The sequence below is a fragment of the Nocardioides sp. HDW12B genome, from assembly GCF_011299595.1.
Classification (GTDB): domain Bacteria; phylum Actinomycetota; class Actinomycetes; order Propionibacteriales; family Nocardioidaceae; genus Marmoricola_A.
The window spans coordinates 1,595,476-1,606,768 of sequence record NZ_CP049867.1 but is presented as its reverse complement, the minus strand read 5'-3'; the positions used below and the strand labels follow the sequence as shown (position 1 = coordinate 1,606,768).

General features: G+C 73.4%; 11 protein-coding genes. 5 read left to right on the top strand and 6 right to left on the bottom strand.

All coding sequences use genetic code 11. The annotated features are described in order from the left end of the window. Positions 1–61 precede the first annotated feature (61 nt). On the bottom strand, positions 62–2,194 hold the full coding sequence (locus G7072_RS07525) for an acyl-CoA dehydrogenase (protein WP_166085047.1): 2,133 nt from the start codon (positions 2,192–2,194) through the stop codon (positions 62–64). Between the two features lie 92 nt (positions 2,195–2,286). Here G7072_RS07525 and G7072_RS07520 point away from each other — a divergent pair, with 92 nt between their 5' ends. Next, positions 2,287–2,979 (top strand): class I SAM-dependent methyltransferase, encoded by a 693-nt coding sequence (locus G7072_RS07520; RefSeq protein WP_240917192.1) that lies wholly within the window; start codon positions 2,287–2,289, stop codon positions 2,977–2,979. Here the strand turns inward: G7072_RS07520 and G7072_RS07515 are convergent. Genes G7072_RS07515 through G7072_RS07505 form a run of 3 tightly spaced genes read right to left on the bottom strand, consistent with a single transcriptional unit; the run spans position 2,966 to position 6,072 of the window. Next, positions 2,966–4,048, bottom strand: a complete 1,083-nt coding sequence (locus G7072_RS07515) for a prenyltransferase (RefSeq protein WP_166085045.1) — start codon at positions 4,046–4,048, stop codon at positions 2,966–2,968. The genes G7072_RS07520 and G7072_RS07515 overlap by 14 nt on opposite strands. Next, complete coding sequence (locus tag G7072_RS07510; RefSeq protein WP_166085043.1) at positions 4,045–4,764, bottom strand: methyltransferase domain-containing protein; 720 nt, start codon at positions 4,762–4,764, stop codon at positions 4,045–4,047. The genes G7072_RS07515 and G7072_RS07510 overlap by 4 nt, the downstream gene beginning before the upstream one ends. 51 nt (positions 4,765–4,815) lie before the next feature. Further along, positions 4,816–6,072 (bottom strand): glycosyltransferase family 4 protein, encoded by a 1,257-nt coding sequence (locus tag G7072_RS07505; RefSeq protein WP_166085041.1) that lies wholly within the window; start codon positions 6,070–6,072, stop codon positions 4,816–4,818. Between the two features lie 186 nt (positions 6,073–6,258). Here G7072_RS07505 and kstR point away from each other — a divergent pair, with 186 nt between their 5' ends. Together kstR and G7072_RS07495 are read left to right on the top strand one after the other, a co-directional pair. Further along, positions 6,259–6,873, top strand: coding sequence for a cholesterol catabolism transcriptional regulator KstR (kstR, locus tag G7072_RS07500; protein ID WP_166085039.1), 615 nt, complete (start codon positions 6,259–6,261; stop codon positions 6,871–6,873). A gap of 127 nt (positions 6,874–7,000) precedes the next feature. After that, on the top strand, positions 7,001–8,104 hold the full coding sequence (locus tag G7072_RS07495) for an ATP-dependent DNA ligase (protein ID WP_166085037.1): 1,104 nt from the start codon (positions 7,001–7,003) through the stop codon (positions 8,102–8,104). Here G7072_RS07495 and G7072_RS07490 read toward each other — a convergent pair. Beyond that, positions 8,094–8,786, bottom strand: a complete 693-nt coding sequence (locus G7072_RS07490; protein ID WP_166085035.1) for a DUF4241 domain-containing protein — start codon at positions 8,784–8,786, stop codon at positions 8,094–8,096. The genes G7072_RS07495 and G7072_RS07490 overlap by 11 nt on opposite strands. Before the next feature lie 512 nt (positions 8,787–9,298). On the opposite strand from G7072_RS07490, the gene G7072_RS07485 reads away from it, so the two are divergent. After that, positions 9,299–10,072: a MerR family transcriptional regulator gene (locus tag G7072_RS07485; RefSeq protein ID WP_166085033.1), complete on the top strand. Its 774-nt coding sequence runs from the start codon at positions 9,299–9,301 to the stop codon at positions 10,070–10,072. An 18-nt stretch (positions 10,073–10,090) separates the two neighbouring features. Here G7072_RS07485 and G7072_RS07480 read toward each other — a convergent pair whose 3' ends face one another. Beyond that, complete coding sequence (locus tag G7072_RS07480) at positions 10,091–10,549, bottom strand: diadenosine tetraphosphate hydrolase (protein ID WP_166085031.1); 459 nt, start codon at positions 10,547–10,549, stop codon at positions 10,091–10,093. A gap of 79 nt (positions 10,550–10,628) precedes the next feature. Between G7072_RS07480 and G7072_RS07475 the strand changes: the two genes are divergently transcribed. Then, positions 10,629–11,174 carry a hypothetical protein gene (locus tag G7072_RS07475; RefSeq protein ID WP_166085029.1) on the top strand — a complete coding sequence of 182 codons (546 nt, stop codon included), beginning with the start codon at positions 10,629–10,631 and terminating at the stop codon, positions 11,172–11,174. The last annotated feature ends 119 nt before the right edge of the window (positions 11,175–11,293 follow it).

Below are 11,293 nucleotides of genomic sequence, written 5' to 3'. Positions count from 1 at the left end.
GGTGCCACGTGGCCAACTCGTTACCGGCGTGTCGTCGGCGGCACGCCGACGCCTGCCTCGCTCAGTCCCGCGGGAGACCCAGGATCCGCTCCCCCACGATGTTCAGCAGGACCTGCGTGGTGCCGCCCGCGATGCTCAGGCAGCGGGTCACCAGTGCCTCGTGCACCGCCGCCCGGCCCTGCTCGGTGCCGCTCAGCACGTCGCCGGCCAGCAGGTCCAGCGCCAGCTGGGCGGAGTCCTGCCGCTGCCGGACGCCGACGAGCTTCTGCACGCTGGACTCCGGCCCCGGACCGGCCCCGGCCAGGGTGCGCAGGGTGGCGCGCAGCCCCAGCGCCTTGCTGAGCCCGGCCTCGGCCACGGCGCCGCCGAGGCGCTCACGGACCAGGGCGGACGGGTCGTCGCCCGCCGCCGCCAGCGCCCGCTCGACGCTCACGCCGAAGGAGCTGTCGCTGATCGCGACGCGCTCGTTGGCCAGCGTGGTCCGCGCGAGCGGCCACCCGCCGTCCACCTCGCCGACCACGCAGTCGTCGGGCACGTGCACGTCGTCGAGGAACACCTCGTTGAACAGCGCCTCGCCGGTCAGCTCGCGCAACGGCCGGATCGTGATGCCCGGGGTGGTCATGTCGAGCAGGACATAGCTGATGCCGCGGTGCTTGGCGGCCTCCGGATCGGTGCGGACCAGGCAGATGGCCCAGTCGGCCTCGGCGGCCACGGAGGTCCAGACCTTCTGGCCGTTGAGGACCCAGCCGCCCTCGACCCGGTCGGCGCGGGTGCGCAGCGCGGCGAGGTCGCTGCCGGCCCCCGGCTCGCTGAACAGCTGGCACCAGGTGATCTCCCCGCTCAGCGTCGGCGGCAGGAAGCGGTCCTTCTGCTGCTGGGTGCCGTGCGCCACGATCGTGGGCCCGGCCCAGGCCCCGATGAAGAGGCTCGGTCGCTCCACACCGGCGCGGGCCAGCTCCTCGTCGATGACGAGCTGCTCCACGGCGTCGGCGTCGCGACCGTAGGGGGCCGGCCAGTGCGGCATGAGCAGACCCGTGCGGACCAGGGCGGCCTGCCGGTCGGTGACGGGCGCTGCGGTCACCTCGGCGATCGTCTGCGCGAGTTCACGACGTACCTCCTCAGCGCGGGGGCCGAGCGGCAGGTGGACCCGACGCCGTACGCCGGCGCGGGCGAGGTCGGCCAGCGCGAGGCGGAACCGGTCGGAGCCCCCGAGGACGAGCCGGGTGGTCAGGGCACGGCGCAGATAGAGGTGGGCGTCGTGCTCCCAGGTGTAGCCGATGCCGCCGAGCACCTGGATGGCGTCGTGCGCGGTGTCGACGGCGAGGTCGAGCGCGCTCGCCCCGGCGACAGCGGCGGCGAGCGCGTGCTGCTCGGCGTCCTCCTGCCCGGCGTCGTCGGCGCAGCCGGCGGCGTCCCAGGCGGCGGCGGTGGCGGACTCCGCGGCCTCGAGCATCCGCGCGCACAGGTGCTTGACGGCCTGGAACGAGCCGATGGGGCGACCGAACTGCTCACGGGTCCGGGCGTACGCCGTCGCGGTCCGCACGCACCAGTGCGCGATGCCGGACGCCTCGGCCGCGGCGAGGGTGACGAGCAGCCGGTCCAGCCGGGCGGCGTCGACCTGCACCGGGGTCGCCGGGGCGCCGTGCAGGCGCAGCGTCCCGGTCCGGCCGGCGAGGTCGAGGGGGTCCCCGGCCTCGACCTCGGCCGACGCCGCGTCGACGAGGACCCAGCTGCCGTCGGCGGTCGGCAGCAGCGCGTGGGTGGCGACCCCGGCACCCCAGACGCGGGTGGCCTCGCCGGTCAGGTCGGCACCGTCGCGGCCCGCGTCCGTCAGCGTGCTGGGGCCGAGCCCGACCGCGACCGTGGCCGTGCCGGCGGCGACGTCGCGGGCGAGGTCACCACCGACGACGAGGGCGGCGGCAGCGGTCGTCACGAGCGCGCCGGGCACCAGGGCCTCGGCGGCGGCCTCGACCGCCACCGCGAGGTCGAGGACCGTCCCTCCCCCGCCGCCGAGGTCCTCGGGCAGGGCGATGCCGGCGAGACCGAGCTCGGCCACGCCCTTGGCGGCCGGCGCGAACGCGTCGGGGCCCTCGGTCTCGGAGCGCTTGACCAGCGCACACGGCTCCAGCGAGGCGGACCACTCGCGCACGGCGTCCGCCAGGGCCCGCTGGTCGTCGGTCAACGCGATCGCCATGGTCACTCCCGGGTTCGAAGTAGAACGTGTTCCAGATTCTCGCACGGTCGGGCCGTCGTGGAGCGAGGGCCCGCGCCCCCTACGCTGGCGCGGTGCCCGAGACCTCCGTGACCCAGCCCCTGGACGAGCAGCTGCTGGCGGCCTTCCGCGCCGCGACCGGGTTCATGCCCGAGGACGAGGGCCGCTTCCTCCACGCGCACGCCGTGCAGGCCGGTGAGGGCGGCTCCGACGGGGCCGCCGCGACCCTGCTCGAGGTCGGCACCTACTGCGGCAAGTCGGCGATCCTGCTCGGGGCCGCGGCCCGGGCCACCGGCGCGACGGCGGTCACCGTCGACCACCACCGGGGCTCGGAGGAGAACCAGGCCGGCTGGGAGCACCACGACCCCACGCTGGTCGACCCCGCCACCGGGTTGATGGACACCCTGCCGGTCTTCCGGCGCACCATCGCCGCCGCGGGGCTGGAGGACGAGGTCGTCGCCGTGGTCGGCAGGTCCGCCACCGTGGCCCGCCACTGGCGCACCCCGCTTGACCTGCTCTTCATCGACGGCGGCCACGGCGAGGAGCCTGCGCACACCGACCTGGAGTCGTGGGCGCCGTGGGTGCGCCCCGACGGGCTGCTGCTGATCCACGACGTGTTCCCGGACCCGGCCGACGGCGGGCGCCCGCCGTACGAGATCTACCTGCGGGCCCTGGAGAACGGCTTCGACGAGGTCGGCGTGCAGGGCTCGATGCGGGCACTGCGCCGCACCCGCGGCCAGGCCGGGGACCGTCTCAGCCCGAGGTGAGGACCTGGTCGGGGCTGCACGCGCAGTGCAGCGCCAGCGGGGCCGGGTGCGGTCCGAGGCCGTCGCCGCGGAAGATCCCCGAGGCCGCGGTGGTGCGCGAGAGGGCGTCCGCGGCCAGGATCACGGCGGCAGAGGTGTACGTCGTCTGCTCGTTGGGCCAGTTGACGTCGTCACCGAAGACCCAGCCGGTCCAGTAGAGGCCGTCGGGGTGCCGCAGGTGCTGCATGTCGGCGAAGACCTGCAGCGCACGGGTGTCGTCGGCGACGTCGAGCGCGAGCACGAGCTCGCACGTCTCGGCGCCCGTCACCCAGGGGTTGGTGTCGACGCAGCGGGCGCCCAGGCCCGGCACGACGAAGTCGTCCCACCGGGCGTCGAGGCGCCGGCGCGCCGCCTCGCCGCGCAGCGGTCCGCCGAGCACCGGGTAGTACCAGTCCATCGAGAAGGTGGACTTGTCGAGGAACTGCTCGAGGTGGCTCTCGAGGGCGTGCCGCAGTCGCCCGGCGGCGAGCTCCCACGCGGGACGCGGCTCCCCCACCAGGTCGGCGAGCGCGAGGCCGGCGCGCAGCGCCTGGTAGATGCTCGAGCTGCCGGCGACGAGGGCCTCGCGGTTGACGACGCCGTCGTCCTGCTGCGACCACGCGATGCCGCCGAACGGCAGCTGCAGGGCCGTCGTGTAGTCGAGCCCGGCGCGCACGGCGGGCCAGGTGCGACGGACGAAGGCCAGGTCCTTCAGCAGCAGCCAGTGGTGCCACACGCCGACTGCGAGGTAGGAGCACATGTTGGTCTCGCCGCTGGCGTCCTCGACGGTGTCGCCCACCGTCTTCATCGGCCAGGAGCCGTCGGCGCGCTGCGTGCGCAGGCACCAGTCGTACGCCGCCTCGGCCGCCTCGCGCTGTCCGCCCACGAGCAGCCCCATGGCGCTCTCGACGTGGTTCCAGACGTCGATGTGCTGGCCGACGGCCCACGGGACGCCGCCGTCGGGCTGCTGCACGCGCGCGACGGCGGCGGCCGTGGCCTCGACCGCAGCGGCGTCGAGGACCCCGGGGACGTGCGGGACGGCGGAGCTCACGCCTTCTCGGGCTTCTCCAGGTAGAGCACCATGCTCTTGCCCAGCAGCGGGTCCAGGACCTTCTCGGCCAGGCGGGTCGGCAGGGGACGCTTGACGATGTCCCACACGAGGACCTTGTGGAAGGCCTTCACCGCGGGGTGGTCGTCGTTGGTGACGCCGACGGCGCACTTGAGCCACCAGTAGGGCGAGTGCAGGCCGTGGACGTGGTTGCGACCGGTGAAGCGCAGCCCGGCCGCCTCCAGCTTGGTCACGAGCTCGCTGCCGCGGTAGATGCGGACGTGGCCGCCCTCGACCTCGTGGTAGGCGTCGCTGAGCGCCCAGCAGACCTTCTCGGGCAGCCAGCGCGGCACGGTGACGGCGATGGTGCCGCCGGGGCGCAGCACGCGGACGAGCTCGGCGATCGCGCCGTCGTCGTCGGGGATGTGCTCGAGCACCTCGGAGGCGACGACCCGGTCGAAGTCGCCGTCGGGGAAGGGCAGGTTGAGCGCGTCGCCCTGCTTGACGTCGGCCTCGGCGCCGAGCGGCAGGTCGCCCTCCTCGCGCATCGCGGCGAACCACTCGCTCACCGTGGCGAGCTCGTCGGCGTCCTGGTCGAGCGCGATGACGTCGGCGCCGCGCTTGTACATCTCGAAGGCGTGGCGGCCGGCGCCGCAGCCCATGTCCAGGACCCGCTCTCCGGCGCGGAGCCCGAGTCGGTCGAAGTCGACGGTCAGCATCGGCACTTCCTCACGTGGGTGGTCGTCGTTCGGTTCGGTGGTGGTGCGGGGTCAGCGCGCGTCGGCGCCGGTGGTCGGGGTGGTCCCGGCGTGCCGGTCCACGGCCTGCTGGTACGCCGCGGCGGTCGCCTCGGCGACCGCCCGCCAGCTGAACAGCTCCTCGACGCGGCGGCGTCCCGCGGCGCCCATGCGCGCCCGGCGCTCGGGGTCGTCGAGGAGCGCGCCGAGGGCGTCGTACAGCTCGCCGACGTCGCCGGGGGTGACGAGGTCGGCGCACTCGCCGTCGGGGCCGACGACCTCGGGGATCGCCCCGGCGCGGCTCACGACCAGCGGGGTGGCGCAGGCCATCAGCTCGGCGGTGGGCAGCGAGAAGCCCTCGTAGAGCGACGGCACGCAGGCCACCTCGGCCGAGCCCATGAGCTCGACCAGCTCGGCGTCGGAGACGCCGGAGACGAAGCTGACGCAGTCCTCGAGGCCGAGACGCTCGATGAGCTGCTCGGTGCGCCCGCCCGGCGACGGGCGGGTCACGAGGACCAGGGACACGTCACGCTCGGTGCGCAGCTTGGCCAGCGCCTCGAGCAGGGTGGCGACACCCTTCATCGGGGTGTCCGCCGAGGCCATCGCGAGCAGCCGGCCCGGCACGCGCGGGCCCGTCGGCGGGCGGAAGCCCTCGTCGACGCCGAGGGTGATGACCTGGAGCCGCTCGGGGTCCACGCCGAAGTCGCGGGCGATGTCGCGCTTGCTGCTCTCCGAGACGGTGAGGATCTGCGGCAGACGGCGGGCGACCTTGCCCTGCATGCGCAGGAAGGAGTACCAGCGGCGCAGGCTGGCCTTCTTGCGACCCGAGGCGTGGGCCAGGTCGACGCGACGGTCGAAGGTGATCGGGTGGTGGATCGTCGTGACCAGCGGCAGGTCCTCGGCGATGCGCAGCATCCCGAAGCCCAGCGTCTGGTTGTCGTGCACGACGTCGAAGTCGTCGCGCCGACCGCGCAGCACCTTCGCGACCCGGATCGCGAAGGTCCGCGGCTCGGGGAAGGCGGCGGTGCACATCGCGAGGAACTCGTAGACGTCCACCAGGTCGCGGAACTCGCGCAGCCTCGGCACCCGGAAGGGGTCCGGCTCGCGGTAGAGGTCGAGGCTCGGCACCTTCGTCAGGCCGACGCCGGGATCGAGCTCGGGGTAGGGCTGGCCGGAGAAGACCTCGACCTCGTGGCCGAGCGCGACGAGCTCGCGCGAGAGGTGGCGGAGGTAGACGCCCTGACCCCCGACGTGGGTCTTGCTGCGGTAGGACAGGAGCGCGATTCTCAACGGCTTCAAGGGGGGTGCGGCCTCTCGGGTGTGGTGCGCCCGTCGGGGTGCAGCCCGACCGTGACAAAACTGGAACGTGTTCCGATTCTACGCTCAGCCGGTGCTAGCCTACGACGGGGCCCGGACGGGTCCGCACCGGCTCCAGCCCTCGATCTGTCCCCCGCACCGTGTGGAAGGGTCGCTCCGATGAGCAGCACCAACTCACTGACCCACGACGACCTGGGCTCGAGCGCCCAACGGGAGCGACGCACCCGGATCCTCGACGCCACCATCGCGCTGGCCACCAAGGGCGGCTTCGACGCGGTGCAGATGCGCGCGGTCGCCGAGCAGGCGGACGTCGCCCTCGGCACGCTCTACCGCTACTTCCCCTCCAAGATCCACCTGCTGGTCTCCGCGCTGGGCCGCGAGTTCGAGCGCGCCAACACCGGCATCGACAAGCGCGTCGTGCCCGGCGACACCCCCGCCGAGCGCGTCACGCACGTGCTGCGCCGCACCACGCGCACCCTGCAGCAGGACCCGCACCTGACCGAGGCCCTCACCCGCGCCTTCATGTTCGCCGACGCCTCGGTCGCCACCGAGATCCACGCCGTCGGCATGCAGGTCACCCGGCTGCTGATGCGCGCGATGGCGGACCCGGACGAGACGTTCGAGCGCCACGAGCCGACCGAGGAGGAGATCGCGATCACCAAGGTGATCGGCGACGTCTGGCTCGCGGCCCTGGTGCAGTGGGTGACCGGTCGCGCCAGCGCCCAGGACGTCGCCAAGCACATGGACACCGCGATCCACCTGCTGCTGCGCTGACCGCTGGTCGCGCTGGTCGAGCAGGTCGCGCAGCGACCGTTGTCGAGACTCCGTAGGAGGTCGAGCAGGTCGCGCAGCGACCGTTGTCGAGACCCAGGCGACCCGCGCGCCGTCGTACGCTCTCGCCATGGACCTGCCCGTCATGCCGCCCGTGCAGCCGATGCTCGCCAAGTCCGTCAAGGGCGTGCCGGACCCGGCGACGTTCACCGACGACGAGCACCCCGGCCTGCTGTTCGAGCCGAAGTGGGACGGCTTCCGCTGCCTGGTCTTCAAGGACGGCGACGAGGTCGAGCTGGCCAGTCGCAACACCAAGCCGCTGACGCGCTACTTCCCCGAGGTGGTCGCCGCGCTCCGCTCCCCCGGCGTGCCGGAGCGGTGCGTGCTCGACGGCGAGATCGTGGTCGCCCACGACGGTCGGCTGGAGTTCGACACCTTGCAGGAGCGCATCCACCCGGCCGAGTCGCGGGTGAGCATGCTGGCCGAGACGACACCGGCGCGCTACGTCGCCTTCGACGTGCTCGCGCTCGGCGACGAGGACCTGAGCACGCACCCCCTCGCCGTACGCCGGGAGCGGCTGGAGGCCGCGCTGTCGTCGCCGCCCGACGGCGTGCACCTGACGCGCACCACCACCGACCGCGCGGTGGCCGAGCAGTGGTTCGAGCAGTTCGAGGGCGCGGGGCTGGACGGGGTGGTGGCCAAGCCGCTGCGCGGCGCCTACGAGCCCAACAAGCGGGCGATGCTGAAGATCAAGCACGACCGCACCGCCGACGTGGTCGTCGCCGGCTACCGGTTGCACAAGAACTCCACCGAGGAGCGGCCCCTGCTCGGCTCGCTGCTCCTCGCGCTGTACGACGACGCGGGCTCGCTGCGCCACATCGGAGTGTCGGCGTCGTTCACCGAGAAGCGCCGCGGCGAGCTGTACGACGAGCTCCAGCCGCTGGTGTGCGGGCCCGAGGACCACCCGTGGGGGGCGTGGTCGGAGGTGACCGCCTCGGGCGGCAAGGCGGCCCAGGCCAACGTGAGCCGCTGGAACGCCGGCAAGGACCTGTCCTTCCAGCTGCTGCGGCCCGAGCGCGTCGTCGAGGTCGGCTACGACCACATGGAGGGCGAGCGGTTCCGCCACACCGCGCAGTTCAAGCGCTGGCGGCCCGACCGGGAGCCCTCGTCCTGCACCTACGAGCAGCTCGAGGAGCCGGTGTCCTACGACCTCGACGAGGTCCTCAGCGGCTGACGCCGTCCGGCGGGGTGCTGGTCGCACCAGGGCTGACGACCAGCAGGTCGAGGTGCACCCCCAGCATCCCGCCGTCGGCGTCGCGCGTGACGACCACCGGGTAGGAGCCGTCGCCCCAGCCGGAGTGGCTCAGGACCAGGTTCCCGCCGTCCGCGGCCCGCGGGAGCCGGACGTTGGCCGTGCCGGCCGGGCAGTCGTCCTCGGCGTCCATCGACGCGAACCAGGAGTCCGCGCGGCCGGAGTCGAACACCTCGTCGTACCAGCTGCCGGGGTCCTCGGGCATGCCCGGACCGATCGCTGACGCGTCGACGACCGCCACCGTCCCCGCGTCGACGCCGACGACGAACCACTCGCCGTCCGGCGGTGCGCCCTCGGACTCCGAGCCGGCGGGCTCCACCACTGCGACCGTCCCCTCGCCCGTGACCACGCTCAGGAAGGCCTCCCTGACGTGACTTCCGTCCTGCTGCTCCGACACGTCGGCCAGCGTCACGCGCACCGGGTAGCTGCCTGGACGGACCGGCGTGACGAACGGTCTCTCGAGCTGCACGAAGGGGTCACAGGCCGCGAGGCGCCCGGAGGGCACCGCGAGCCGGCCGAGGTCGCGGACCTCGAGGGTCACGGTCGTTCCGTCAGGTTGGGTCAGGGACCCCACCGTCAGCGCGTGGAAGTCGTCGTCCGCCATGCCGCCCATCATGGCCGAGACCGCACCGAGGCCTCAGCGTCTTCGTCCTGCGTCGAGGGCACGGCCCCGGTCCCGCGCTCCTGCGCCCTCACGCACGGCCGTCCAGCCGGACAGCGCGATCAAGCCGCCTGCTGCGAGCAGTCCCCAGGTGATCCTCCGCGCGCCGGCGGTCTCCTCAGTGCAGAGGCTGTCGGGATCGGCACCCGCCGATCCTCCGTCGGCGACGCTGGGGTCCCCGGCCCCGGCTGCGAGCAGCACTGTCCCGCACCGGACCTCCTGACCTCCGTGCTCGACCGTCCGGGGTGCGACACCGACGGCGAAGCCGCCCAGGAGCAGGAGGATGCCGAGGACGACGGCGCCGCGGGTCCACCTCACACGTCGAGGATGAGCGTGTGCATCCGCTCGCGCAACACCCGCCGCCGGAGGAACGTCCCGCTGCGACGCACGGCGCAGAGCTCCGTCGCGTCCGAGGCCTTGCTCCTCACGTCACGTGAGGTCCTAGCGTCACGTCCATGGACATGACGATCGGGGACATGGTGAGGCGCACCGGGCTCACCGAGCGCACGCTGCGCTACTACGAGGAGCTCGGGCTGCTCAGCCCGGCGCGCGACACCGGCGGGCGCCGACGCTACGACGACGCGGCGCTCGAGAGGCTCTACCGCATCCGGCTGCTGCGCGAGCTCGGGACGCCCGTGGCCGAGGTGGACCCGGACGCCGCCGACCTGGCCAGCCTGACGCGCCGTCACCTCGCGGACCTCGACGATCGCCTCGCCGGCCTGGCGCGGCAGCGCGAGCGCGTCCGCTCGGTCGAGGACCGTCTGCTCGGCGGCGACCAGCCGGCGGCACCCGCGCTGCTGGACCTGCTGAGGGGCATGCCGGACGACGAGACCGTCCCCACGCGCCGCATCACGCTGCTCGTCTACCGTGACATCGCCGCTGCCCACGACTGGTTGGTCCACGCGTTCGGGCTGGCGCCCGGCACGCTCTCCTCCGACGGGGACAGGGTGGTCCACGGCGAGATCCACGTGGGCGACGGTGTCGTGTGGCTGCACCGGGAGGCGCCCGAGCACCGGATGTTCTCCCCGCTCTCGACCGAGGGCGCCGTCACGGCCTCGCTGGCGGTCGCGGTGCCCGACGTCGACGCCCACCACGAGCGCGCGTCGACGGCCGGGGCGAGCATCGCCTACCCGCCGGTCGACCAGCCCTACGGCTACCGGGAGTACTCCGCACGCGACCTCGAGGGACACCTCTGGTCGTTCCAGACCCCGCTCGCCGAGGGCACCTGACCCCGGTCAGATGCCCGGTCAGATGCCTAGGTGGGCCGTGATGCGGCGGCGCAGCTCGTCGTGCCGCTCCCCCAGCGCCGTGGTCGGGTCGGACCACCTCTCCCGCGGGTGGTGCCAGACGGGCCCGGGCCGGATGTCGTCGGGCTCCCAGGTGTAGCGGGGCCAGACGTGGCAGTGCAGGAACGGATCAGTGTTGCCGAGGATCTCGAGGTTGACCCGTGAGAAGGCGGGATCCAGCTCGGCACAGGCCCTCTCGACGGCGGCACCGAGGCGTGCCATCGAGGTCAGGTACGCCGCGCAGGTGGCGGGCGCCAGGTCGGAGAGTCGGGTGGCGGCCGGGTCGTCGGCCAGCAGCACGCAGTAGCCGGGCAGGAACTGCACGTCGCCGATCACGGCGAAGGCACCGGGCAGCCGCGCCAGCACGGTGGGGTTCTCACCCCTCAGGGCCGATCCGATCCGGTCCGCTCTCCAGTCCACGCAGCCGACCCTCGCAGTCGGCCGGGGTCTGCGTCGACGGGGCGCGCCGACCGGCGTGAGGGCCCACTACCCTGGACCCATGACCGAGTCGACGACGTACGACGTGGTGCTGCTGGCCGAGCAGGGTCTCTCCGAGCAGGACGCCCGCCAGGTGCGCGGCCTGCACGACGACGCCCCCGCGCCGCTGCGCTACCACCTGCTGCTGCCCGTCGAGGACGCCGCCGCCCGCGTCGAGTCCGCGATGGGCTCGCTGTCGACCGGCGAGACGATGATGGCCACGCCGGTCGCCTTCGACAGCCAGGACCTCGCCGGCATCCAGGACGACCTCCTCGACCACGCCCGCGCCGAGGTGCGGGCGTCCGTCGCCGCCTTCTCGGCCCTCGACGCCGAGATCACCGGCGACATCGTGACCGCCGATCCGATCGACGCCCTGGTCGCCAAGGCCACGGCGGTCGACGCCGCCGAGGTCATCGTGCTGACCCGTTCGCACGTGGTGGCCGAGTTCTTCCACCTCGACTGGACCTCACGAGCCCGCCGCAAGCTCGGCGTCCCCGTCCTGCACCTCATCGAGCACGAGACGTTCGACGAGCAGGCCGGCGGCCCCGAGGGCATCAGCGGGGTCTGACGTGGAAGGCATCCTGCTGCTCGGACTGCTCGTGGTCATGCTCGTCGTGCTCATGATCGTGCCCATCGCGGCGTTCCGCTTCGGTGAGTGGCTCACCCAGCGCTTCCGGCGCGACTGAG

Coding starts and splice junctions, on each gene's coding strand:
- G7072_RS07495 (WP_166085037.1), top strand. CDS start 7,001: ATGGACCTGCCCGTCATGCCGCCCGTGCAGCCGATGCTCGCCAAGTCC.
- G7072_RS07490 (WP_166085035.1), bottom strand. CDS start 8,786: ATGGCGGACGACGACTTCCACGCGCTGACGGTGGGGTCCCTGACCCAA.
- G7072_RS07525 (WP_166085047.1), bottom strand. CDS start 2,194: ATGGCGATCGCGTTGACCGACGACCAGCGGGCCCTGGCGGACGCCGTG.
- G7072_RS07485 (WP_166085033.1), top strand. CDS start 9,299: ATGGACATGACGATCGGGGACATGGTGAGGCGCACCGGGCTCACCGAG.
- kstR (WP_166085039.1), top strand. CDS start 6,259: ATGAGCAGCACCAACTCACTGACCCACGACGACCTGGGCTCGAGCGCC.
- G7072_RS07510 (WP_166085043.1), bottom strand. CDS start 4,764: ATGCTGACCGTCGACTTCGACCGACTCGGGCTCCGCGCCGGAGAGCGG.
- G7072_RS07475 (WP_166085029.1), top strand. CDS start 10,629: ATGACCGAGTCGACGACGTACGACGTGGTGCTGCTGGCCGAGCAGGGT.